Origin of the sequence: Paenibacillus xylanexedens (genome assembly GCF_001908275.1) — a bacterium.
Taxonomy (GTDB): domain Bacteria; phylum Bacillota; class Bacilli; order Paenibacillales; family Paenibacillaceae; genus Paenibacillus; species Paenibacillus xylanexedens_A.
On sequence record NZ_CP018620.1, the window covers coordinates 748,260 to 771,399 of the forward strand.

At 45.9% G+C, this 23,140-nt stretch carries 24 protein-coding genes and 1 riboswitch; of the genes, 22 read left to right on the forward strand and 2 right to left on the reverse strand.

Features of this window, described 5'->3' with window-relative positions:
• Positions 1–15: 15 nt before the first annotated feature.
• The 4 genes from BS614_RS03140 (at position 16) to rsmI (ending at position 2,973) form a co-directional block, all read left to right on the forward strand.
• Positions 16–816, forward strand: a complete 801-nt coding sequence (locus BS614_RS03140) for a PSP1 domain-containing protein (protein ID WP_053778939.1) — start codon at positions 16–18, stop codon at positions 814–816.
• 28 nt (positions 817–844) lie between these two features.
• Positions 845–1,213, forward strand: coding sequence for a DNA replication initiation control protein YabA (yabA, locus tag BS614_RS03145; protein ID WP_017691386.1), 369 nt, complete (start codon positions 845–847; stop codon positions 1,211–1,213).
• Positions 1,214–1,308: 95 nt separating this feature from the next.
• Positions 1,309–2,088, forward strand: a complete 780-nt coding sequence (locus tag BS614_RS03150) for a tRNA1(Val) (adenine(37)-N6)-methyltransferase (protein WP_074092913.1) — start codon at positions 1,309–1,311, stop codon at positions 2,086–2,088.
• On the forward strand, positions 2,089–2,973 hold the full coding sequence (gene rsmI, locus BS614_RS03155) for a 16S rRNA (cytidine(1402)-2'-O)-methyltransferase (protein WP_074092914.1): 885 nt from the start codon (positions 2,089–2,091) through the stop codon (positions 2,971–2,973).
• A gap of 282 nt (positions 2,974–3,255) precedes the next feature.
• Here rsmI and BS614_RS03160 read toward each other — a convergent pair whose 3' ends face one another.
• Complete coding sequence (locus tag BS614_RS03160; RefSeq protein ID WP_017691383.1) at positions 3,256–3,510, reverse strand: AbrB/MazE/SpoVT family DNA-binding domain-containing protein; 255 nt, start codon at positions 3,508–3,510, stop codon at positions 3,256–3,258.
• A gap of 317 nt (positions 3,511–3,827) precedes the next feature.
• On the opposite strand from BS614_RS03160, the gene BS614_RS03165 reads away from it, so the two are divergent.
• The 14 genes from BS614_RS03165 to BS614_RS03230 all read left to right on the forward strand — a co-directional run bounded on the left by BS614_RS03165 (position 3,828) and on the right by BS614_RS03230 (position 16,791).
• Positions 3,828–5,105: an HD domain-containing protein gene (locus BS614_RS03165; protein ID WP_036606129.1), complete on the forward strand. Its 1,278-nt coding sequence runs from the start codon at positions 3,828–3,830 to the stop codon at positions 5,103–5,105.
• A 333-nt stretch (positions 5,106–5,438) separates the two neighbouring features.
• Entirely contained in the window at positions 5,439–6,209 is a 771-nt protein-coding gene (locus BS614_RS03170) for a TatD family hydrolase (RefSeq protein ID WP_210436963.1), read from the forward strand.
• A gap of 241 nt (positions 6,210–6,450) precedes the next feature.
• Positions 6,451–6,704: riboswitch (cyclic di-AMP (ydaO/yuaA leader) on the forward strand.
• A 273-nt stretch (positions 6,705–6,977) separates the two neighbouring features.
• Entirely contained in the window at positions 6,978–8,162 is a 1,185-nt protein-coding gene (locus tag BS614_RS03175) for a resuscitation-promoting factor (RefSeq protein WP_074092915.1), read from the forward strand.
• A gap of 155 nt (positions 8,163–8,317) precedes the next feature.
• Positions 8,318–8,863 carry a ribonuclease M5 gene (rnmV, locus tag BS614_RS03180; protein WP_017691379.1) on the forward strand — a complete coding sequence of 182 codons (546 nt, stop codon included), beginning with the start codon at positions 8,318–8,320 and terminating at the stop codon, positions 8,861–8,863.
• A 4-nt stretch (positions 8,864–8,867) separates the two neighbouring features.
• Positions 8,868–9,770: a 16S rRNA (adenine(1518)-N(6)/adenine(1519)-N(6))-dimethyltransferase RsmA gene (rsmA, locus tag BS614_RS03185; RefSeq protein ID WP_210436964.1), complete on the forward strand. Its 903-nt coding sequence runs from the start codon at positions 8,868–8,870 to the stop codon at positions 9,768–9,770.
• A gap of 59 nt (positions 9,771–9,829) precedes the next feature.
• Positions 9,830–10,726 (forward strand): sporulation peptidase YabG, encoded by an 897-nt coding sequence (gene yabG, locus BS614_RS03190; protein WP_017691377.1) that lies wholly within the window; start codon positions 9,830–9,832, stop codon positions 10,724–10,726.
• Positions 10,727–10,879: 153 nt separating this feature from the next.
• Positions 10,880–11,155 carry a biofilm formation stimulator Veg gene (gene veg, locus BS614_RS03195; protein ID WP_017691376.1) on the forward strand — a complete coding sequence of 92 codons (276 nt, stop codon included), beginning with the start codon at positions 10,880–10,882 and terminating at the stop codon, positions 11,153–11,155.
• A 255-nt stretch (positions 11,156–11,410) separates the two neighbouring features.
• Positions 11,411–11,587 carry a small, acid-soluble spore protein, alpha/beta type gene (locus BS614_RS03200; RefSeq protein ID WP_017691375.1) on the forward strand — a complete coding sequence of 59 codons (177 nt, stop codon included), beginning with the start codon at positions 11,411–11,413 and terminating at the stop codon, positions 11,585–11,587.
• A 149-nt stretch (positions 11,588–11,736) separates the two neighbouring features.
• On the forward strand, positions 11,737–12,591 hold the full coding sequence (gene ispE / locus BS614_RS03205; RefSeq protein WP_074096670.1) for a 4-(cytidine 5'-diphospho)-2-C-methyl-D-erythritol kinase: 855 nt from the start codon (positions 11,737–11,739) through the stop codon (positions 12,589–12,591).
• A gap of 97 nt (positions 12,592–12,688) precedes the next feature.
• Positions 12,689–13,516 carry a pur operon repressor gene (gene purR / locus BS614_RS03210; protein ID WP_017691373.1) on the forward strand — a complete coding sequence of 276 codons (828 nt, stop codon included), beginning with the start codon at positions 12,689–12,691 and terminating at the stop codon, positions 13,514–13,516.
• A gap of 188 nt (positions 13,517–13,704) precedes the next feature.
• Entirely contained in the window at positions 13,705–13,989 is a 285-nt protein-coding gene (gene spoVG / locus BS614_RS03215) for a septation regulator SpoVG (protein WP_017691372.1), read from the forward strand.
• Between the two features lie 83 nt (positions 13,990–14,072).
• Complete coding sequence (locus BS614_RS03220) at positions 14,073–14,267, forward strand: hypothetical protein (RefSeq protein WP_124118801.1); 195 nt, start codon at positions 14,073–14,075, stop codon at positions 14,265–14,267.
• A 77-nt stretch (positions 14,268–14,344) separates the two neighbouring features.
• Positions 14,345–15,736, forward strand: a complete 1,392-nt coding sequence (glmU, locus tag BS614_RS03225; protein WP_260633062.1) for a bifunctional UDP-N-acetylglucosamine diphosphorylase/glucosamine-1-phosphate N-acetyltransferase GlmU — start codon at positions 14,345–14,347, stop codon at positions 15,734–15,736.
• 101 nt (positions 15,737–15,837) lie between these two features.
• Positions 15,838–16,791 carry a ribose-phosphate diphosphokinase gene (locus tag BS614_RS03230; RefSeq protein ID WP_017691370.1) on the forward strand — a complete coding sequence of 318 codons (954 nt, stop codon included), beginning with the start codon at positions 15,838–15,840 and terminating at the stop codon, positions 16,789–16,791.
• Between the two features lie 105 nt (positions 16,792–16,896).
• Here the strand turns inward: BS614_RS03230 and BS614_RS03235 are convergent, their stop codons facing one another.
• The gene (locus BS614_RS03235; RefSeq protein ID WP_024633712.1) at positions 16,897–17,097 is read right to left on the reverse strand and encodes a hypothetical protein; all 201 of its coding nucleotides are present in this window, start codon (positions 17,095–17,097) and stop codon (positions 16,897–16,899) included.
• A gap of 138 nt (positions 17,098–17,235) precedes the next feature.
• Between BS614_RS03235 and pth the strand changes: the two genes are divergently transcribed.
• From pth to BS614_RS03255, 4 genes are all read left to right on the forward strand, one after another.
• On the forward strand, positions 17,236–17,796 hold the full coding sequence (pth, locus tag BS614_RS03240) for an aminoacyl-tRNA hydrolase (RefSeq protein WP_074092916.1): 561 nt from the start codon (positions 17,236–17,238) through the stop codon (positions 17,794–17,796).
• Between the two features lie 98 nt (positions 17,797–17,894).
• A complete protein-coding gene (gene fin, locus BS614_RS03245) occupies positions 17,895–18,125 on the forward strand; it encodes an anti-sigma-F factor Fin (protein ID WP_017691368.1) in 231 nt (76 codons plus the stop codon).
• Positions 18,126–18,397: 272 nt separating this feature from the next.
• Positions 18,398–21,925, forward strand: a complete 3,528-nt coding sequence (gene mfd / locus BS614_RS03250; protein ID WP_036606125.1) for a transcription-repair coupling factor — start codon at positions 18,398–18,400, stop codon at positions 21,923–21,925.
• Positions 21,909–23,057: a peptidylprolyl isomerase gene (locus BS614_RS03255; protein WP_074092917.1), complete on the forward strand. Its 1,149-nt coding sequence runs from the start codon at positions 21,909–21,911 to the stop codon at positions 23,055–23,057. Before mfd ends, BS614_RS03255 begins: the two co-directional genes overlap by 17 nt.
• Positions 23,058–23,140 lie beyond the last annotated feature (83 nt).

Below are 23,140 nucleotides of genomic sequence, written 5' to 3' on the forward strand. Positions count from 1 at the left end.
AAGGGGGTTAATTTTTTGTACAGTGTAGTGGGTGTCCGTTTCAAAAAAGCGGGCAAAATTTATTACTTCGATCCCCTGGACCTTCCCATTGAGAAAGAAAACTGCGTTATCGTGGAGACAGCGCGGGGGGTTGAGTACGGTAAGGTTGTCGTAGGTAAGAAGGAAGTGGGCGAGTCCGATGTGGTGTTGCCGCTGAAGAAAGTCATCCGCGTTGCGGGCGAGACAGATGCCCGTGTGGTTGATGAGAACAAGCGTGCAGCGAAGGAAGCATTCGGTACTTGTTTAAATAAAATCAAAGACCATGGCCTCAAAATGAAGCTGGTCGATGTGGAATTTACGTTTGATCGCAATAAGATTATATTTTATTTTACAGCTGAAGGAAGAGTTGATTTCCGGGAGCTGGTCAAGGATCTGGCAAGCATATTCCGGACACGAATCGAGCTGAGACAGATTGGTGTACGTGATGAAGCGAAGATGCTTGGCGGAATCGGACCTTGCGGCCGTGTGTTGTGTTGTTCTTCCTGGCTGGGAGACTTTGAGCCGGTATCAATCAAGATGGCTAAAGATCAGAGCCTGTCACTGAATCCGACGAAAATTTCAGGGTTGTGCGGAAGACTCATGTGCTGTCTGAAATTTGAGCATGATAACTATGAAAGTGTGAGAGAAGAACTGCCAGCTGTAGGCAAATTGGTCGTCACCTCATTGGGTGAAGGAAAAGTTGTCGGAATTAATGCCGGTAGCCGCACAGTCCATGTTCAACTGTTCGACATCAGTAAAGTCAAAGAACTTCCGCTGGATGACGTCGTTATCAAGTAAACCATAAAGGTTGCTTCGGGGTGGAAACTTGGAAAAGAAAAATCTGTTTACGCACATTCATGAAATGGAAACCCAACTGGGTCAGTTGCACGGTGATTTAGGAGAGTTAAAAATGATTGTGAAGGAGCTGCTTGAGGATAATCAGCGGCTTACCATCGAGAATGAGCAGTTACGCAAACTGCTCAAACGTGAGGCTCCGGCAGATCTGCCGATCTCCTCAGCACTCGCTCCTGTAGCAAGACCAGCAGGTCCGGCTACAGGCGAGGATGTTGTGGGTGAAGGGTATGATAATCTGGCTCGGTTGTATCACGAAGGCTTCCATATCTGCAACGTCTATTATGGACATTTGCGGACGGAAGGCGATTGTCTGTTCTGCCTGTCTTTTTTGAATAAATGAAGTGACCGTAGGGATCCCCTACGGTTTTTTTTCAAGGTTATAAACCTAAACTAAACGAACATGAGATATAGAGTACCGGAGGATGAGCGTAACATATGAAAGCAAATGAAGTTGTGTTACATGAGTCAGAGCGGATTGATGATCTGCTCTCTCATGATCTAAGAATCATTCAAAGTGATGAAGTGTTTAGTTTTTCGATGGATGCCGTATTATTAGCCCGGTTTGCTTCCGTACCTAAACGGGGTCGTGTACTTGATTTGTGTACGGGTAACGGGGTGGTTCCCATTTTGCTTACAACGCGTACGCAGGCTAGTCTGGAAGGGATCGAGATTCAGCCACGTTTGGCTGATATGGCGCGTCGCAGTGTGCAATTAAATGCATTGGATGAATCGATTATGATTCGTGAAGGTGATTTGCGAGAACTCGTGAAAGAAACAGGACATGCTGTATACGATGCAATAACGGTTAATCCTCCATACATGCCTCTGAATGGCAGTGATCTCAAGATGAACACACATCAGGCAATGGCACGTCATGAGATCGGATGTACCCTGGAAGAAGTGATACAAGCTTGCAGTCGACTTGTACGTAATGGCGGTAAAGTATCGATGGTTCATCGTCCACAGCGCCTTGCAGAGATTATCTCGCTCATGCGCGAATATAAGCTGGAACCAAAACGGATTCGGATGGTACATCCCCGTGCTCATTTGGAAGCCAACATGGTGTTAATTGAAGGAATGAAAGATGGTAAACCGGAAGTTAGGATGCTTCCTCCACTCATTGTCTACAATGAAGAGGGGAAATACTGCGAAGAGATTATGGATATTTACTATGGTCAGCAGCATGCTGAGCGTACTACGAAAGGAGGGCTTTAGATGACTTTGCATATCCAAAAAAGCTATGCGGAGCAGCCTGAAGGATCAGGCAAGCTCTATCTGGTTGGAACCCCCATTGGTAATCTGGAGGATATGACCTTCCGTGCCATCAAGACATTGCAGAGTTGTGAGATCATTGCAGCAGAAGATACACGCCAAACCCGAAAGCTGCTCACCCATTTTGAAATTACACCTTCGATGCTGTTTAGTTATCATGAGCATAATAAGGGGGCGAGTGGACCTGAACTGATACGCTATATAATAGAAGGAAAAAATTTGGCACTCGTCAGCGATGCCGGTTTGCCAGCCATTTCGGACCCTGGTTCTGACCTTGTACAGCTTGCATTGGAAGCCGGAATAACGGTCATTCCCATCCCGGGGCCCAACGCTGCGTTGTCTGCTCTGATCGTGTCCGGATTACCGACGGAGCGTTTTACATTCGGCGGTTTTTTGCCGCGGGAGAAAAAGGACATGCGAAAAGTGCTTGAGGCATTTGACGAATCCAACGGGACTTTGTTATTTTATGAATCGCCTCACCGTATCCGGAAAACATTAGTCCACCTTGAAGAAATTCTGGGTGATCGCTCGATTGTCCTGGCACGTGAACTAACCAAGCGTCATGAGGAATTCGCAAGGGGCACTGTGAGGGAATGCATAGACTGGCTTGAAGAACATCCACCTCTTGGCGAGTACTGCTTGCTGGTAGAAGGCATTAAGGAAGAGGAGCGTAAGGCTGAGCGCGAAGCATGGTGGCAGCTCATGTCACTCGCGGATCATGTCAGCCATTATGAGGGTGAAGGACATAACCGCAAAGATGCAATGAAAAAAACGGCTACCGATCGCGGTCTGGCGAAGCGTGATGTATATAATGCATTAATCGAGTAGTAATCTAACCAAATATCTTCTGTTGTGGGGAACATAACCTGAAAAGAAGCTTATATCCAACCTTAGTGGAATATTAAAAAGAGCAGAGTGGCTAAAAAAAATTCCGAACAAATTTCACCGTTCTCTCCCAGTTCGCGTGTGACAGAATCATTTTGGGTAATGGAACCCATAACAAGGCAAAAAAATACCTTCCGCGGTGGGATTCACACCGGGAAGGTCATTAAGGAATATTAAAAAGGTTAGAAATAACAATTCAGATAAGTCCAGTATACCTGTATTTTTTTATTTTGCTACAGGTGCAGGGATTTCGGAAATACATTCGTTACAAACAATTTTACCTTTGAAGTAAGTAACGTTCTCTGCATTACCACAGAAGATACAAGCAGGCTCGTATTTCTTCAACATGATGCGCTCGCCGTCAACATAGATTTCCAGAGCATCTTTTTCACCAATACCGAGCGTACGGCGCAATTCAATTGGAATAACTACCCGTCCCAGTTCGTCCACTTTTCTTACAATACCTGTTGATTTCATCATTATAATCAGTGCTCCTCTCAGCTAACTATCTTTGTCATTATTCGACATAATTTTATGTTTTATGATACTCATCATACCAACGATTCCCAAATCAGTCAACCTTAAAATTAGCTTAAAATTAAGGCTGTTTTTCACAAGGTTACTGGTGGTAAGGGATTGGAAGCCATTTTTCGCATTTAAACCTCAATGTCAGCTTTGTCGATTTGGAAAACGACAAAACTACTTCATTCGACAAAGTTCGTCATATGGTGTCGAATCTTAGGTGAATCGCAGAGCTCAAAGCGTTAATATAAAAGAAATTAAAGGAGTGAGTCGACATGGAACAACGTTTAACGGAAGAGAAAGTATTCAAAGATCCGGTACATAATTATATCCACGTGCAAGATCCGGTTATATGGCAGTTAATTAACACCCCGGAATTTCAACGTTTACGCCGGATTCGTCAGCTGGGTACTTCTTACCTTACCTTTCACGGAGCAGAGCATAGTCGGTTCTCACATTCACTAGGTGTTTATGAGATCACACGCAAGATCATCTCTCAATTTGAAAGAAGTCATTATTCGGATTGGCCGAAGGAAGAAAAGATTGTAGCTCTGTGTGCAGCTCTACTTCATGATCTCGGGCATGGGCCATTCTCTCACTCCATCGAGGAAGCTTTTGACATGAATCACGAAGATTGGACTTGTCGCATTATTACAGGTGATACCGAAGTAGGGGCGATCTTAAGACGGTATGCTCCTGATTTTCCTGAGAAAGTAGCGTCTGTCATTCAAAAAACGTATGAAAAGCCGATTGTGGTGAACTTGGTGACCAGTCCGCTTGATGCAGACCGAATGGATTATTTGCTCAGGGATGCCTATTTTACAGGTGTAAATTACGGCACGATTGACCTTGATCGTATCCTTCGGATGCTGCGTCCTTATCATGGGCGGATTGTAGTCAAGGAGTCAGGCATGCATGCTGTGGAGGATTACCTAATGTCTCGGTATCAGATGTATTGGCAGATTTACTTCCATCCGGTAACTCGTAGTTCTGAAATTATATTGCGGCAAATATTCAAGCGAGCGAAAACACTCCTACAACATGGTTTTCAATTCCGCTTCATGATTGATCCACTCCCTCAATTATTTGAAGGAGAATTATCCGTGGATGAATATTTGCAGTTGGATGAAGCATTAATTCAGACGGCATTTACGCAGTGGCGCAAGGAGGACGATACTGTTCTGAGTGAGTTATGCGAACGTTTTATGGATCGCAAGTTATATAAGTATGTAGAGCTTGAACAGGTCGACTTGACAATGATGGAAGAGATTCGGGAAGCTTTTGTACAGGCTGGCCTCGATCCCGAATATGATCTTGAAATTGATTTTCCTTCGGATAATCCGTATGATGTGTTTCGTCCGGATGAATCCACAGATAAGCAGATTCTTCTTCTGGATCGACAGGACAATTTACGTGAGTTGTCAGAAGTATCTGACATTGTCCGTTCCATCAGTGGGCTTCACCGAGGGAAACATCATTTGTATTACCCGCAAAACAAGGTGGATGCGATTATTCACGAATTACCGTCACATATACGCCCCTATTTCTTGTAATCGTGTGGGTATAATCCGATGAAGAATTTCGATATCAAAACACTTTCTAAAAGAGCTATTTTCCATGATACAGTAATCTGCTTTAATGGGGAGTATATGTAGATCGACATAATTTTGTAAATGCAAGCAGGCAGAATGAGCACAATTAGCAATATATAGATCAGAATATCCGTATATCTTCTATATATTGTAGTTGTGAAGAAACAAACGTAATGATGTAATACACAGATTACCCAAAATGTTTTATGTATGAGTCATTGAATTATTGAATTTTACAAATTGGATTTTGAAAAAGAAGATAGTCGTTATTTCGACATGAAGGGAGATACAGACATGATGCTGTTCGACACACATACACATCTGGATGCACCACAATTCGACGAGGACCGCGAGGACATGATTCAGCGTGCTGTGGATGCAGGAGTTGGTCGCATGATCAACATTGGCTTTAACCGGGAGACAATTCCAACCACAATGAAACTCGCCGAAACATATGACTTTATATATGCAGCTGTAGGGTGGCATCCTGTAGATGCGATCACAATGCAGGAGGGCGATTTGGATTGGATTGCATCTTTATGCAAGCATGAAAAAGTGGTTGCGATCGGTGAGATTGGATTGGATTATCACTGGGATACTTCACCAAAAGAAATACAGCATCGCGTATTACGACAACAAATTGCTTTGGCGCGTGAAGTGAACATGCCAATTGTCATCCATAATCGGGATGCGCATGAGGATATCATAAGAATTTTGCGTGAAGAGAAGGCGGGTGAAGTTGGTGGTGTGATGCACTCGTTCTCGGGCAGCTGGGAAACAGCAAAAAGTTGCCTCGATATGGGCTTCCATCTCTCCTTCGGAGGACCGATCACATTCAAAAATGCAAAGCAGCCTAAAGAGGTGCTGGAGAAGGTTCCTATGGACCGGTTTTTCATTGAAACAGATGCTCCATATTTGACACCTCACCCTTATCGTGGGAAGCGAAATGAGACAGCGCATGTACGTCTGGTTGCAGAGGCAGCTGCGGAAATTAAAGGCATTTCGGTGGAGGAAATTGCTGCAATAACAACCAAAAATGCCATGGAACGATTTGGGATTCGTTAAAAAAACGAGCAAATGAGGTGAAAAAGGCAGGTAAGCGGAGGTAATTTGCCCTTTGATCCAAATAAATCAAGAATATTACAATATTTTAACCAAATATTCAGAAAAACGTACTTGATCAACGCTTTACAACATGCATCAAAACAGGATATCATCTTTTCAGTGAATTGTTGTGCGGAAAATTGGACAGATGTTCGGGGGATGAACAAAGGGACACTTTCCGATGAAACAACATTACTTTCATGAATCAGTCTCGCTGAGTCTCCGTTAACGGAGAGCGGGGGAACCAATAGGGCTTAAACATCGGTGTATTTAGCCGATGCGCAACGTTCGCTGACCCAAAAGCAGCGAAGGGAACTGCGAAGCCGTATTTGATTTCTTCTTTGGGTCTCGGGGTGAATTCAAGGGCGTCCGCCATGAGCGGGTGACCCAAGATAGGGCGGCTCTCTTTCGCCCGAACCCGACAGCTAACCTCGCAAGCGGAAAAAGAGAGGCAACCTCGTGCATGAATTTCCGATATTCAAAATCATTCGGAAGCCACGAAAGAGTTCCTCTTACACTCTTTCTTTGGCTTTTTTGTTTTTGAATAAAAGAAATATTGTCATCATACGGTAGGTATTCAGGAGGATGACATCATGTTGCGAAGATTGATTCATGGTGCAGAACCGGATTATGTTGGTCCAATCTGTGTTCTGTAGAAAATTTGGTATAGTCACGTCAAAGACATCATGCATTACTTTAGACGGCGAGGCTATGAAGGAGGACGGAGAAGTGGGCACATTCCAACCAGAAGAGACCCATGAGTCACGATCATCCAGTAAGTCTTTCGCGTTGCGGTGGAAGCATGAGAACATGCGTCAAATGGCATTGATCGCGATTTTCTCAATTGCGCTTACAATCATGATCTTGTTAGTCGTTTACGGTCAGGCCGGGAAACAAATTTCACTGGTTATTGATGGCAAAGCTCAGGTGGTAGAGACTCGTACAGGAATGCTTCAGGAAATGCTGGAGGAGCAGTCGATCACAGTCAGCCCTCACGATAAGGTATCCATGTCCATGAATGGGGCGTTAACAGATGGAGACCGAATCGTTATTGAGCGGGCCGTTCCAGTTAACATTACGGCAGACGGAGACACCAAGACTCTCTATACAACCGATTCATCGGTAGAAGATGCAATTCAAAAATCAGGTATTCAAGTTGAAAGTAATGATAAAGTGTATCCGGCGCTTGGAACTGCGATCAAAGCGGAGATGAAGATCCGTGTAGTGCGCGTAACAAAGCGTACAGTGGATGTAGAGCAACCGATCGCTTACAAAGTCATTAAAACGGCTGACCCTAGCTTGTACAAAGGGGATAACCGTGTCGTTGTGAACGGCAAAGAAGGCACAATTGTGCAGCATATCGAAAAGGTATTTCAGGATGGAGAATTGGTCTCCAAAAAAATGGTCGGCAAATCTGTCGCGAATAATCGTGTAGATAAAGTGATCGCTGTCGGCACCAAAGCAAAACCGGTCGTGAAAGAACCTGAGATTCAGACCGTATCGGCTCAAACGTCAACAACCAAAAAGGCTACAACAACGAACTCGAAGAAAACATCTGCCTCGGGCAGCAAAGTGATTACCGTATCCGGGACTTCTTTTAAATACTCCAAAGTACTTAAAAATGTATCCATGACTGCCTACTCTTCCGAAGAGCCTGGCATTGGAACTAAAACAGCTTCCGGTACTCGTGTAACGGAAGGACGCACCATTGCGGTTGATCCCAAAGTCATTCCAATTGGCTGGTGGGTATATATCGAAGGTCTGGGATTCCGTCGTGCGGAAGATACAGGCGGTGCCATTAAAGGCAACAAAATTGATGTGTATTATGACAGTGTGAAGCATGCCCTGAATTTTGGACGTAAGAAAGGCAAGACGGTCTACGTGATCGGTCCGGTGAAGCCGGAAGCGAACTAAAATCGTTTTACTTTGAAATGGGAATGCTATAAAATAGTTGCATGAATGATTCATGCGGAATATGCGGCGGAGGAGTCTGAATTCAGTCTCCCCCGCCGTTTGGCAGAGAAGAGGATATTCCTCTTCTCTTTGCGTTAGAAAGGAAGAAATGGAACATGATAAAAGAAGTCATTGTGGTGGAAGGCCGTGACGATACGGTGGCTATCCGTCGGGCCGTGGAAGCCGATACCATAGAAACAGGTGGATCAGCCATCAACCAACGCATTCTGAAGCGGATTGCGCTTGCTCAGGAGAGACGGGGAGTCATTGTACTGACAGATCCGGATCATGCTGGCGAACGCATTCGTAAAATTATTGCGAACAAGGTGCCAGGCTGCAAACATGCCTTCATTCCGGAAGCCGATGCAACGCGCAAAGGGGACATTGGGGTGGAGAATGCCTCACCAGAGGCGATCCGTCATGCGTTGGCACGCGTACATACTTCATACGAAGGTGCTCCGAGCCTGATCGATTGGGAGGACCTGATCGCGGCAGGACTTATTGTGCATCCGCAGGCTGCTGCACGTCGCATGGAGATGGGTAATCTGCTGGGCATCGGTTATTGTAACGGTAAGCAGTTCCACAAACGTCTCAGTGTATTTCAGATTACACGGGAAGAGTTCTCTACAGCATTAGCGCAAATTGAACGTGAAGGATTGTGAGCATATGAAGAACATGGAAGAAACGATTGAAATTGCAACGCCCAAGCGTACGAAAGAGATTATTCAAAGACACGGATTCTCATTTAAGAAAAGTCTGGGTCAGAACTTTCTGATCGATCAAAATATACTGAACAAAATTGTTAATGCAGCCGATTTGGACGAGTCCAAGGGTGCGTTAGAGATCGGGCCGGGTATTGGAGCCCTTACGGAGCGACTGGCTCGGGTAGCCGGTCCTGTCACAGCCGTAGAGATTGATCAGCGCTTGATCCCAATCCTGGGAGAAGTGATGCAGCCTTATTCGAATGTACGTGTTCATCATGGGGATGTGCTGAAGCTTGATCTGGCTGAGTTGTTTAATACGGATTTTGCATCCGTGGACAAAGTCAGTGTCGTGGCTAACCTGCCTTATTATGTAACGACTCCAATCATGATGAAACTGCTGGAAGAGAAGCTGCCGGTAGACAGCATTGTTGTCATGATTCAAAAAGAAGTGGCTGAACGCATGGCTGCTGCACCAGGATCAAAAGACTACGGCAGTCTGAGCATCGCAGTTCAGTACTACAGTATGCCGGAACTTGTGTGTATTGTGCCTCCTACGGTCTTCATTCCGCAACCTAATGTGGAATCAGCTGTCATTAAGCTGAAAGTGCGTGAGCAGCCACCAGTGGAGATTCCGGATGAAACACACTACTTCGAAGTGGTACAGGCTTCTTTTGCCCAGCGGAGAAAAACAATCTCAAACAATTTGAAGGCACGTTTCTTCACAAAGGAGAACCGGGAACAGGCAGACATTCTGCTGGAGCAGGCAGGTATTCAACCGTCCCGACGTGGAGAGACGTTGAGTCTGCAAGAGTATGCCACACTCAGCACCGTAATGTGGGAAGCTGGGGTACGTGCAGCGCTGTAAAATTTGAATGAACCAAACCGGGTCTCTGCCCATACGATGGGGTAGAGGTGATTACGTTGATGAATATCGGAGACTTGGTCGTTCGGAAGTCATACGGCGGCGATGTGACTTTTCGGGTGGAAGGCCTCCAGTTGGATGCTGCGGTCATTAAAGGGACTGAGTTCCGGCTGATTGCCGATTCCCCGGTGGACGATTTGATACAGGTTCCCTACGAACCACAAAGCGCCAAGACCAGACAGGCGCATATTAAAGCACATCAGACCCTGTCCCGTCTGCAGCAGAATCGTATGGAACAGGCTGAGCGGAATCGTGAAGGTCTGGTACAGGATTGGTCTGCCCAGCAGGAACCGGCTTATTTTGAAATGCCTGGAAAGGTGCTTCATCTGGATGGAGATCCGAACTATTTGAAAAAAAGTATGGATCTCTATGAGCAACTTCGTGTGCCCGCAGAGGGACAGTATGTCCATGAATCGGCAATGGCAGATACCTTATACCGCTTATTACCCAAAGTACGTCCGGATATCGTAGTTATTACGGGTCATGATGGGGTGTTAAAGACACGTCAGCCCTATGACTTATATAGTCTCGGTAGCTACAAGAACTCGCAAAATTTTGTGTCGGCCATTCAGGTGGCCAGACAATATGAACGCCATCTGGACGCACTCACTATTGTGGCAGGGGCCTGTCAGTCCCATTTTGAGGCACTGCTGCGCGCTGGAGCGAACTTTGCCAGTTCTCCAGGCAGAATTCTCATTCATGCACTTGATCCGGTCTATGTGGCAGCCAAGGCCTCCTTTACTTCTGTGCGCGATACGGTCAACATGAGTGATGTTCTGCACAATACCATCAGTGGCAGCCAGGGTGTGGGTGGTGTCGAGACACGGGGGAGTTACCGGGTAGGTCTGCCTGGGCTGAATGATTTATCTACGCTAAAAGTGAACCCGTCGGCAGTCTGATGTAGGCCATTTTAAGTCCCAATTTGGGGCTTTTTTTGTTTGCAAAAAAATTCATTGACAACAACTTTTTGATGCTGATATAATAATTAGTTTTGATTTGACAATGACTGTAAAATCCGGTATAATGGACAAGAAAAGAGGTGGTCGTCGACAATGGCTAAAAACACGCTGTTGGATATCAAACGCAATCTCGATGCACATATTGGTCAGAAAATTATGTTGCGGGCTAATGGTGGCCGCCGTAAGACCATTGAGCGTACGGGTGTATTGGAAGAAACGTACCCTTCTGTTTTTATTGTTAAGCTTGATGAGGAGCAAGAAACCTTCAAGCGAGTATCTTATAGTTATGCGGATATACTTACGGAATCGGTGGAAGTCATGGTTTATGACCCGGGCAGCCAGACGCATAGCTCCTATATGGAGACGTAAGTATCGATTTACAGGCGATTCGCCCCATAAGGCGGATCGCTTTTTTGTTTTTTAAACACCAATTTTCCCTCTAACGTAACCCATACATACTCAGGAATGAGCGAGGAACGGTCGCGGCATACTATATGGACAGGTGAACGGACAGTTTCTTAAGCAATGCAGGAAACTGAATATGGCCTGATGACAAAATGTCCAAAACGTGAACGAACTACGAACTCATCACATTATGAAGGATACTTTGGAGGAGGATGGTTCATGAGTCGCAGAAGAAGAAGTGTCATGTCAGAGGATCTGAAGAATGAGCTCGCGAAAGACCTGGGCTTCTATGATACTGTGCAACAGGAAGGCTGGGGCGGAATTAAAGCCAAGGATGCAGGAAACATGGTAAAACGTGCAATTCAACTTGCTGAACAGGCTGCGCGCAAATCTTAATCCGTTTCAAGCAGACTGAAAAGCGGGGAAATCCGTCAGGAATAACCCCGCTTTTTCCCCTTAGATGCGGAATACAAATGACTTGACAGCCCCATTTTGATATAATATGTTAAGTTGTCTTAGGGAAAAGGTGAGGACGGGTGAACGCCTTGAAAATTTACGAAAAAGCGCCTGCTAAAATTAATTTGATGCTGGACGTTTTACATAAAAGAAGAGATGGATTCCATGAAGTTGAAATGATCATGACCATGGTCGATCTGGCTGATCGACTGGAAATGTCGGAGCTGCCGCGAGATACTATTTTCATCTCCAGTCAGGCGGGTTATATCCCGCTCGACGAGAAGAATCTGGCTTTCCAAGCAGCCAGACTCATTAAGGAGCGCTATAACGTGCGTACGGGTGTCCATATTCATCTGGATAAAAAGATTCCAGTTGCAGCCGGACTTGCCGGCGGCAGCAGTGACGCAGCAGCAGCGCTGCGTGGATTGAACCGTCTGTGGCGGTTGAATATACCGGATCACGAACTTCAGGAGCTTGGAGCTGAACTTGGGTCGGATGTTCCATTCTGTATCACAGGAGGGACTGCACTCGCTACAGGCCGTGGTGAGAAGTTAACTCCCATTCCTAATCCGCCGCAATGCTGGGTAATTCTGGCCAAGCCTCCGATTAATGTGTCTACAGCCGATGTGTACGGAAGGTTCCGCAGTGACAAGATTGTTCGTCATCCGAGTGCAGCTAAAATGGAGCAGGCTATTCGCAATCAATCATTTACGGAAGTCTGTGACCAGATGGGCAATGTGCTTGAAGATGTGACGTTGAAGCTGTATCCGGAAGTTCAGCATCTGAAGGATGCCATGATTCGATTGGGTGCAGACGGCGTGTTAATGTCTGGTAGCGGTCCAACGGTATTTGGTCTGGTTTCCAAAGAATCCAAGGTTGCCCGGATATATAACGGTCTGCGTGGGTTCTGTAAAGAAGTGTATGCTGTACGTATGTTAACGTAAAATTCGCTTTTATAATGTACAAACACGTATAAAGGTGTTATATTCTTAAATAATTATTCGGATTTGGATGTTTCCGTGATCGTGAGGATGGATCTCTGTGAAGAAGTTAAAACGAAGCGCAAGGCTGGTTGAAATGACGCAATACTTATTGTCCAGACCGCATACGGTTATTCCGTTGACCACATTTGCCGAACGTTATGGTGCCGCAAAGTCTTCAATTAGTGAAGATTTGGCGATTATCAAAGAAGTGTTCGAAGAAGGTGGGTCAGGAGAGCTGCATACACTGGCTGGAGCAGCAGGGGGAGTAAGATGGATTCCGAAGGTATCCCGAGAACTGGCACTTGCATTTGCGGAGCGACTCTCGACCCAGCTCGCGCAACCTGATCGGATCTTGCCTGGAGAATACCTGTACATGTCCGACTTGCTTGGTCAGCCCGCATTGATGAATGAAGCCGGCAAGATTTTTGCAACGGCCTTTGGCAATATGAATATTGATGTGGTTATGACGGTAGAGACCAAAGGAATTCCACTGGCTTATGCGACCGGAGCCCAGCTCAACCTGCCTGTCGTGCTCGTACGCAGGGACCATCAGGCTACAGAAGGATCGGCCGTAAGTATCAATTATGTATCCGGGTCCCATAAAAGTCTGCATACCATGTCCCTGTCCCGTAGGGCGATGCGTGAGCATTCCAGAGTACTTATTGTGGATGACTTCATGAAGGCCGGGGGTACGGTGCAAGGAATGATCGATCTTTTGGCCGAGTTTAATGCTACAGTAGCCGGGGTAGGGGTACTGGTGGAATCTGGTTCTGTAGATTCAGAAGAACGCCTGTTAACAGATTACGTATCTCTGGCGAAACTTACAGCGGTTGATGCCAAGAGCAGACAGATTTCCGTCAAGCCTGGCAACTATTTTGACCTGTAGAAAGATGACGAATGTTATGTCGTTAAAAGGTCTTTTCCATCGACCTGGCACTAACGTTGTCGAATTGTGTATTAAATAAAAAAATTCCTGAAATTAGGAAATTTTTGTGGTTATAAAAAGAAGGAGTTCGTATATGCTGTGTGGAATTATACACCAAGTTCTGATGGAAAAAGGTGGTGAACACACACATGCAAATTACGGATGTCAGACTCCGCCGTGTTAACTCGGAGGGGAGAATGAAGGCTATCGCATCCATTACCATCGATAACGAATTCGTCGTTCATGACATTCGTGTCATTGATGGTAACAACGGAATGTTTGTTGCTATGCCGAGCAAACGTACTCCTGATGGAGAGTTCCGTGATATCGCCCACCCGATCTCTTCCGGTACGCGTGAGAAGATTCAGGCAGCAGTTTTGACTGAATACGATCGTGCGGCAACTGAGGAAGAAGTCATTGAAGAAGGTGCCTGAGAACATTATTGGGGTTCGAAGGAAAAGAGAGCCATGTCTTATGGCTCTCTTTTCTTTTTGACCGGAATAAGATATATTCAGTATTGAGTTTATTAGCAGAGAACAAAAAGCGCATCGTGCGCTTGGTGGCAGGGCGGCATCTTAGGAATCATTGGGATTCGGTTAAGCTCGCAGGTACACGGCGTATACATATAGGTCACGATTCGTTGGTGTCCGCGTTGTTACGTGTGATTACAGAGACAGCAGGCGATGAACAGGACCGGCTTGAAGCCGGCTGAACGATACTCATTGGATATAGATCAGCAATGCATTTCAATGGGATTTTCAGAACAGGAGGTCGTTAATTTTGAAACGAATGGCAATCGTTCTTGCCGCAGGGCAAGGAAAACGAATGAAATCAAAATTGTACAAAGTACTGCATCCCGTATGCGGTAAACCTATGGTTGGACATGTGCTGGATGCAGCACTCAGCGCAGGCGTTGAACGCAGTGTAGTTGTAGTCGGTCATGGTGCCGAAGCGGTGCAGTCATTTTTGGGTTCCAGAGCGGAGTATGCACTTCAGGCGGAACAACTGGGTACAGGTCATGCAGTGAAGCAGGTTAAATCCTTGCTTGGCGGTGAAACTGGCTCTACGATTGTGGTCTGCGGAGATACACCACTTGTGACCAGTGAGACGTTGGAAGGTCTGATGAAGCTGCATGAGAGCAGCGGAGCAGCAGCCACAGTTCTTACGGCTCAGTTGGACAATCCCAAAGGTTATGGCCGCGTCATTCGCGGAGAAGATGGATCTGTACAACGGATTGTGGAACAAAAGGATTGCACAGAGCAGGAAGATGCTGTGAATGAGATTAACACAGGCACATACTGTTTCGATAATGCAAAATTGTTCGCTGCCTTGGAAAAAGTGACGAACCAGAACGCTCAGGGAGAGTATTATCTCACAGACGTAGTTGGCATTTTCCGCAATGATGGAGAAGTGGTTGAAGCTTACATGTCGGATGACATCGCAGAATCCATCGGGGTTAACGACCGACTTGCACTTTCGCAAGCCGAAGCCTTCATGCGTGAACGTCTTGCCGTACGCCATATGTTGAACGGTGTGACAATCATTGATCCGTCATCGACATATATCGGAGCGGATGTTACGATTGGATCAGATACAGTTTTGTATCCGGGGACAATCCTCAAAGGCACAACTTCCATTGGTGAAGCATGTCATATTGGTCCTCAGGCAGATGTGGAAGACAGCGTTATTCAGGACGGAGTTACAATTAAACATTCGGTAGTATCCAATGCCGAGGTTGGTTCTGATGCAACGGTTGGTCCATTTGCTAATTTGCGTCCAGGGACCAAACTGGGTCGCAACGTAAAAATTGGTGACTTTGTTGAAGTGAAAAATGCTACAATTGATGAAGGTTCCAAAGTATCTCATCTCAGCTATATTGGGGATGCCAAAGTAGGGAAAAACGTAAATGTTGGATGCGGGGCAATAACTGTCAATTATGATGGTTATAATAAAGCTGTGACAACGATTGAAGATGATGCTTTTGTAGGCAGCAACGTCAATCTGATTGCACCGATTACGGTAGGAAAAGGCGCTTATGTGGTTGCTGGCTCCACCGTTACCCATTCCGTTCCCGAGAATGATCTGGCCATTGCTCGTCCACGTCAGGAGAATAAACCTGGTTATGCGGAGAAGATTCGCGGACGTGCCAAAGCCAAGAAACAAAATGCCAAACCCCAATAAGGGGTTTTGATAACAAGATTGCCTCCCGAAGATCGGGGAGGTGCCGACATGTCGCAGACGCTTATTGATTCCAATGAACCAGCACGGAGGGTTTTTATTTTATGACTTATTTTGATTCGAAATTAAAAATATTTACTTGCAATTCTAACCCCAAGCTTGCCCATCAAATTGCTGATTATATCGGGATCCCTATGGGTGAATCTCACACAACCAGCTTTAGTGATGGCGAGATTCAAGTGAAACTCTCCGAGAGTGTTCGGGGTTGTCACGTTTATATCGTGCAGTCCACTTGCTTGCCGGTTAATGATAACCTGATGGAAATGCTCGTTATGATTGATGCACTCAAACGGGCATCTGCCAAGACGATTAACGTCGTTATTCCTTACTATGGCTATGCAAGACAGGATCGCAAGGCACGTTCACGTGACCCAATTACTGCGAAACTGGTTGCCAACCTGATCGAAAAAGCGGGTGCAACCCGTGTTATCGCGATGGACTTGCATGCAATGCAGATTCAGGGATTCTTCGACATTCCAGTCGACCATTTGCTTGGCGTGCCAATTCTGGCTCAATATTTCCGGTCGAAACAGATCGAAAATCCGGTTGTTGTGTCGCCTGACCACGGTGGCGTAGTGCGCGCACGTAAACTGGCTGATTTCCTGAATGCACCCCTGGCGATTATCGATAAACGTCGTCCTGAGCCAAATGTGAGCGAAGTGATGAACATTATCGGTAACATCGAGGGTAAAACAGCTATCCTGATCGATGACATTATTGACACGGCGGGAACGATTGTACTGGGGGCGAATGCTCTGATGGAAGGCGGCGTAAAAGAAGTATACGCGTGCTGTACTCACCCGGTATTGTCCGGACCTGCGATGGAACGTTTGGAGAATGCACCATTGAAGGAAGTCATCGTAACGGATACCATTCCAATTACGCATGCTAATCCGACAAGCAAACTCAAAGTGTTGTCTGTAGCGCCTTTGCTCGGAGAAGCAATTATCCGGGTTCATGAGGAATTGTCAATCAGCAAGCTGTTTGAAATTGAATAAGGATGTCTGCATAAAGTAGTAGAGGGGTTACGTTTTCCGGTTCAATGGAAAATGTAACCCCTGTCGGCGTGCCGTTTTATTAAAAGTGAAACAGACGCTGTTCAGCTAATACCCGGGGCGGGAGATAAATCGGAAACGACGCCGATGAAAAAGCGTGTCGGCAATTTCGACGAATTGATTATCGAAACGTGTGATTAGACCAATCTCAATATGGGTGTCGCGGTCGTATACCTGTACAGGTACGTGATATTCGAGATGATAGATAAAATCGCTATGTTGAGTCAGTTGTCCATTGTCTTCGCGCAAAACCCGCTCACCTTCCTGGGTCGATAAAATATTAACTGTGACACTACAGTAAATCGATCTTTACTTTCTTGATATTATATGAAATATAAGATTCGAAGTCTATGCCTCACCTCAGGCTAATCCGAAGGAGGGAACAAGATGAAGTGGATTGTCGGACTTGGAAATCCAGGCTCGAACTATGCCAAAACCCGTCATAATATCGGTTTTATGGCACTGGATCGGTTGGCTGATCGTCATAATATCTCCATTACACAGAATAAATGTAAAGCGTTGATTGGAGAAGGCAATATTGGCGGTGTGAAAATCGTACTGATCAAACCAATGACCTATATGAACTTGTCTGGTGAATCGGTTCGAGCATATATGGATTTTTATAAAGTTAGTCTTGAAGATCTGATTGTTGTGTACGACGACATGGATACAGAGATTGGCAAAGTCAGATTGCGTTATCAAGGTAGTGCAGGCGGACATAATGGAATCAAGTCCATTATTCAGCATACCGGTACACAGCAGTTTAACCGGGTGCGCATGGGAATATCCCGGCCTGAACCAGGACATGCCATTGTTGATTATGTACTGTCGACATTTATGAAGAAAGAAAAGGAAGCCCTTGATCAGACCATTGAGCAAACGTGTGATGCCTTGGAGCATAGCTTGACCCATACGTTCGAACAAACAATGGCGAAGTTTAACGGTTAATTTTGTAAGGCATACTGGTAAAATGATCATAAAAGACGGGTTCGATTCAGCCATACTGGACATACTGGATGTATAAACCATGTTCAGGAGGCATAAACATGTCAGTGAATTACGTATGTAGGCATTGCCGTACCTTTATCGGACGAATCGATTCTGCCCGGATAACGGAAGTTGAGCTCGGCTTTCATTTCTTGACCCCCGACGAGCGGAGGGATATAATAGCGTATAATTCCGGTGGTGACATTACCGTTCGGATTACATGTGATTACTGTAAGGAAGCCCTGGAGCACAATCCAGAGCTTAGCCTGCTCGCGAGTCCGCTTCAGTAGACATCGCCCGTACAGGATCGAATGACAGTTGAGGGCGGTTGCGTAATAACGCTCCACCTTTTATAGCCTTGGCAGCCTGCTGAGGCTTCTTTTCAGTTGGCATGAAAGCCATCGCTATCTCGAAATCAGGCTCAGCCGCATCAACAGATGTGGCAATGTTGCGAGTAATCCGATATGATGAAACAGGAGAAAAAGGAATTTGTATCCATTTTAATAGTGATGCTACGCGTATGCGTGAGATAATCAAGTAAGTTATAAGAGAGGTGCCCCTTTTGTTACAAGCACTTATACAGGCTTTTTCCAAAGATCCGGACTTCGGGTCCATTACAGCCGGAATCAAGTCCGGCATGAAGGAACAATTGGTTTCGGGTCTATCCGGCTCGGCGCGTCAGATTATGCTGGCTGCTCTGCATCAGGAAATGAACCGACCATTGCTCGTAGTAACACATAATATGTTTTCAGCTCAAAAAATTGCAGAAGATTTACAGGAAGCGCTTTCACCTGATCAGGTGTTGATCTATCCTGCCAACGAACTTGTCGCTGCGGAAGCTGCTGTTTCCAGCCCGGAAACATTGGGTCAGCGTATTGATGTGTTGGTCCGCTGCGCCCAGGGATTCAGGGGCGTTGTTGTTATTCCTTTTTCCGGGGTTAGACGTTATGTTCCGCTTCCGGAAGTGATGGCCAATGCTCGAATTTTGATCAAACAGGGTAACACACTTCAACTGGACTCCTTCCTACTGGAGATGGTAAAGCTCGGATACGAGCGTGTGGAACGCGTGGAATCTCGTGGTGAGATGAGTGTACGCGGAGGTATCATCGACTTCTATCCGGTTACTTCATCGATCGCATATCGGGTGGAGTTATTTGATGATGAGATCGACTCCATTCGGACATTTGACCCAGCGGATCAGCGTTCGATTGAACGGATTGAAGAAATTACGGTTTTACCATGCAAGGAGTTAATTGCAGATCGTGAACGTATGGAGAAGGCTGCCGATGCGGCTGCTCTTTTGCTGGAGCAACAGCTGGAGAAAATGACGGACCGGCAGGCGAAGCTGCGTCTTCGTGAGGAAATTCACCGGGAGATCGAGCTTTTGCGGGAACACGTGTATTTCTCCGAAATGTATAAATATATTTCTCCGCTCTATCCAGAGAACAAAACGATCTACGACTATATGCCAGAAGATACCCTGCTGGTTCTTGATGAGCCTGCCAGACTATCGGAGACATCAAAACAGCTGGACCGTGATGAATCAGAGTGGAACCTGCATTTGATGCAAAACGGAAAAACACTTCCGGATCTTCCATTATCCGCAGACGGTGATGAACTCTTGTATGAGCGTCCATTCCAGACGCTGTTTATGTCGATCTTTTTGCGCCAAGTTCCACACACCCAACCACAGAACATTCTGAACTTCATCAGTCGTGGCATGCAGGATTTCCATGGACAGATGAACGTACTGAAGGCAGAGATGGAGCGTTGGCAGAAGGCCGGAGTCAAAGTGCTCATGCTGGCGAACGGTGAGGAGCGACTCGAGCGGATGCGCCGGGTACTGATGGACTATGATATTCCAGAGCCAGAGATGATGATCGGTAATTTGCAAACGGGATTTGAAATGCCGTCCATTCATTTGGCTGTTGTGACCGAGGGCGAGATGTTCTCGCAAAAACAGCGTAAAGTACGCAAACCGATTCGGAATGTAGATAATGCTGAACGGATCAAATCCTATAGCGAGCTAAAAGTGGGCGATTATGTCGTTCACCAGAACCACGGGATTGGTAAGTACCTGGGGATCGGCACCCTCGAGGTTGGCGGTATTCATAAGGACTACATGCATATTCTCTATGCGGGTGGAGACAAACTGTCTGTACCTATTGAGCAGATCGATCTGATTCAGAAATATGTTGGTTCCGAAGAGAAAGAACCAAAAATATACAAGCTGGGCGGCAATGAGTGGACACGGGTTAAAAATAAAGTCCGCACATCTGTACAGGATATTGCTGATGATCTAATTAAGCTGTATGCAGAGCGTCAGACCTCCAAAGGGTTTGGATTCGACAAGGATTCTGCGGAGCAGCAGGAGTTTGAGGACATGTTCCCTTACGATGAGACACGTGATCAGGTGCGTGCGATCGAAGAAATCAAAAAGGACATGGAACAAAACCGTCCAATGGATCGTTTATTGTGTGGGGATGTTGGTTACGGCAAAACCGAGGTGGCTATTCGGGCTGCATTTAAAGCAGCTATTGAAGGCAAGCAGGTGGCTGTCCTCGTGCCAACAACCATTTTGGCACAGCAGCATTTTGAGACGTTCCGTGAGCGCTTCTCCGGTTATCCATTTAACATTCATGTGCTTAGCCGGTTCCGCTCCCGTAAAGAGCAGAATGAAACAGCCAAAGGCATCAAGGCAGGCACAGTGGATATTGTCATCGGGACGCATCGATTGCTGTCGCAGGATCTGGTCTTCAAGGACCTGGGACTGCTCATTGTTGATGAAGAACAGCGCTTCGGTGTAACCCATAAGGAAAAACTGAAGAAGCTGAAAACCAATGTGGACGTGCTGACGCTGACGGCAACGCCGATTCCGCGTACGCTTCATATGTCCATGCTGGGTGTGCGTGATCTGTCCGTTATCGAGACTCCACCAGAGAATCGTTTCCCGGTGCAGACCTATGTGGTTGAACACAGCCAGGCACTTGTTCGTGAAGCGATTGAGCGTGAGCTTGCCCGTGGTGGGCAAGTGTATTACCTCTACAACCGTGTTCAGGGAATTCAGGAGATGGCTGCCGAAATTTCTGAACTTGTGCCTGAAGCCAAAGTTGGTGTGGGACATGGTCAGATGTCGGAAACAGAGCTGGAGAAAACGATTCTGGACTTCCTGGATGGTGAATATGACGTGCTTGTGAGCACAAGTATCATCGAGACCGGGGTAGATATTCCAAACGTAAATACACTGATCGTACATGATGCGGATAAAATGGGACTCTCCCAGCTGTATCAGCTGCGCGGACGTGTGGGTCGTTCCAACCGTATTGCGTACGCCTATTTTACGTACCAACGGGATAAAGTGCTTACTGAAGTTGCTGAGAAACGTCTGCAATCAATCAAAGAATTCACCGAACTGGGTTCAGGATTCAAAATCGCCATGCGTGACTTGTCGATTCGTGGTGCGGGAAATCTGCTAGGAGCGGAGCAGCATGGTTTCATCGCTTCCGTCGGGTTTGATCTGTATTCCCAGATGCTCGCAGAGGAGATCAACAAACGCAAAGTTACGATGCTTGGCGAGGAGCCGGTACCTTCAGATCAGTGGAACACAACGCTGGATCTCAGTATCGATGCCTACTTGCCGTCCGATTATATCTATGACAGTATTCAGAAGATTGAGATCTACAAAAAAGTGGCGGTTATTGCATCTTTCGACGATGCGATGGAGTTGGAAGACGAATTGGTTGACCGATTCGGTGATCTTCCGGAAGCCGTCATTAACTTGCTGGCTGTTGCGCGGATGAAAGTATACGGCAAAATCTACGGTATTGAGTCCATTTCCCAACGCGGTGAGGACATTACCGTGAAGTTCTATGAAGGGCGTGAACATGCCTTTGAACTCTCGAAAATCGCGCACATTGGAAATCAGTTCGAAAGACGTGTACAATTTGAACAAGGACCCCATATGCTGATTCACGCTAAAGGCAAGGGGCTTGGGGATAAGCAACTGATGGAGCTGGTAGAGAAAATTCTGGAGTCCATGAAAACTGCTTTTAAATCAAAGGGGGAACTAAAGGATGTTACCAAAGTATAAAAAAGTAGGAAAAGTACTGTCTGTGAGCATGGTCGCAGTACTATCCTTATCACTGCTTGCTGCATGTGGCAAGAAGGAAGAAGCAAAAACACCTGAATCGACGGATACAAGTGCTGTAGTCGCTACGTATGATGGTGGTACCATTACAGCCAATGAATTCGACATGGAGCAACGTGTTATGAAATTCCTCTATCCGGAGTATGCACAAATGATGGATATGGACGATTTCAAGGAGTATTTGGTGAAACAGGAAGTTGCTTATGAATATCTGAGTGGTAAAGCAACTGAAGATGCTAAAACAGCCGGTACAAAAGCGGCAACTGAGCAATTCGATAAAATGAAAGCTTCTGTTCAGGCAGATCAATGGACAGAAATGCTCAAAGCTCAGAACCTGACTGACGACAACATTAAAGACTACATGACTCGGATCATGACAGTAATCAAAGATAAAGAAACAGGCGTTACGGACGATGCAATCAAGGCTGAGTTTGAGAAAAACAAAGATCAGTTCACAACGGCTTCTGTTCGTCACGTACTGATTGGATTTACAGATTCCAAAACACAAAAAGAGCGTAAAAAAGAAGATGCACTTAAAATTGCAAAAGAAGTCAAAGCCAAACTGGATGGTGGAGCTGACTTTGCAGAAGTAGTGAAAGAATATTCTGACGATACCAACTCAGTTGCTGATGGTGGGTTATTTAAAGATGCACCAGTGGCCAACTGGGTCGATTCCTTCAAAGAAGCAACCAAAACACTGCCGTTGAATAAGATTAGTGATCCTGTAGAATCTGAATATGGTTATCACATTATAAAAGTAGAATCCCGTACGGAAGCGGACTTTACTAAATTGTCGGCTGAACAAAAGGAAAGTCTGAAGAGCCAATTGGCTGCAGCTGAAATCGATACGTTCATGCAAAATGAATTGGACAAAATCGTAAAAGAAGTTAAACTGCCAAAAACAGAAAAAGCTGAAGAAGGTACGTCTGAAGGTACTACGGGTACAGGAACTGAAGGAGAGAAAACAACCGAACCAAAAACGGATGACTCCACAGGTACGGATACCAAGACTGACCAAGGTACGACTGGAACAGACAAAGATGCAACTACAGATGAAGGTACAAGCAGCAAGTAAGCTGGTAAAATTGCTGTGTTAGCATACGTTCAGGGTTAAATTCGCCCGAATGAATGCCTTGTACTACGTAAATATGGACAACC

Bases quoted from the DNA above. Each gene is read 5' to 3' on its own strand.
- BS614_RS03255 (WP_074092917.1), top strand. From the start codon at position 21,909: ATGTTACCAAAGTATAAAAAAGTAGGAAAAGTACTGTCTGTGAGCATG.
- rsmI (WP_074092914.1), top strand. From the start codon at position 2,089: ATGACTTTGCATATCCAAAAAAGCTATGCGGAGCAGCCTGAAGGATCA.
- glmU (WP_260633062.1), top strand. From the start codon at position 14,345: ATGGCAATCGTTCTTGCCGCAGGGCAAGGAAAACGAATGAAATCAAAA.
- pth (WP_074092916.1), top strand. From the start codon at position 17,236: ATGAAGTGGATTGTCGGACTTGGAAATCCAGGCTCGAACTATGCCAAA.
- spoVG (WP_017691372.1), top strand. From the start codon at position 13,705: ATGCAAATTACGGATGTCAGACTCCGCCGTGTTAACTCGGAGGGGAGA.
- BS614_RS03160 (WP_017691383.1), bottom strand. From the start codon at position 3,510: ATGATGAAATCAACAGGTATTGTAAGAAAAGTGGACGAACTGGGACGG.
- BS614_RS03230 (WP_017691370.1), top strand. From the start codon at position 15,838: ATGACTTATTTTGATTCGAAATTAAAAATATTTACTTGCAATTCTAAC.
- veg (WP_017691376.1), top strand. From the start codon at position 10,880: ATGGCTAAAAACACGCTGTTGGATATCAAACGCAATCTCGATGCACAT.
- BS614_RS03170 (WP_210436963.1), top strand. From the start codon at position 5,439: ATGATGCTGTTCGACACACATACACATCTGGATGCACCACAATTCGAC.
- yabG (WP_017691377.1), top strand. From the start codon at position 9,830: ATGAATATCGGAGACTTGGTCGTTCGGAAGTCATACGGCGGCGATGTG.
- BS614_RS03165 (WP_036606129.1), top strand. From the start codon at position 3,828: ATGGAACAACGTTTAACGGAAGAGAAAGTATTCAAAGATCCGGTACAT.
- fin (WP_017691368.1), top strand. From the start codon at position 17,895: ATGTCAGTGAATTACGTATGTAGGCATTGCCGTACCTTTATCGGACGA.
- rsmA (WP_210436964.1), top strand. From the start codon at position 8,868: ATGAAGAACATGGAAGAAACGATTGAAATTGCAACGCCCAAGCGTACG.
- BS614_RS03200 (WP_017691375.1), top strand. From the start codon at position 11,411: ATGAGTCGCAGAAGAAGAAGTGTCATGTCAGAGGATCTGAAGAATGAG.
- BS614_RS03150 (WP_074092913.1), top strand. From the start codon at position 1,309: ATGAAAGCAAATGAAGTTGTGTTACATGAGTCAGAGCGGATTGATGAT.
- rnmV (WP_017691379.1), top strand. From the start codon at position 8,318: ATGATAAAAGAAGTCATTGTGGTGGAAGGCCGTGACGATACGGTGGCT.